Here is a 273-nt window from a genome sequence, read left to right as displayed (position 1 = left end):
GTTTGGCCTTTTCGTGGGCGTAATGCTCTCCTTCTTCGCGCCTTCGCCAGGGTACTTCTCCATCCTTGCATCCGTGCTGATGGGTGCGGCCTTTTTTATGCTCTTCGGCATTGTCACCTACGCCATGCAGCGCGGGAAGCGGGACTTCACGTCCACCAGCCAGGTGGTGGCCACTAGCTACGACGTCGTCGTCTCGCCCGAAGCTGCGCACGAGGCGCGCCGGCTGCTGCAGCAGCTGCCCATGACCCGCTCGGACGCCGCCGCGGGCAGTCG

Annotated in this window: 1 pseudogene; it reads left to right on the top strand. The window is 64.5% G+C overall.

Annotated elements, in window-relative coordinates:
• A pseudogene (locus AC5RWX_RS34610) lies at positions 1–273 on the top strand (general stress protein); the annotation flags it as partial.

The organism is Arthrobacter sp. SPT-J7, from assembly GCF_059089965.1.
Note: the sequence above shows the minus strand (reverse complement) of the source record. Positions and strands in the feature narration are given on the sequence as shown.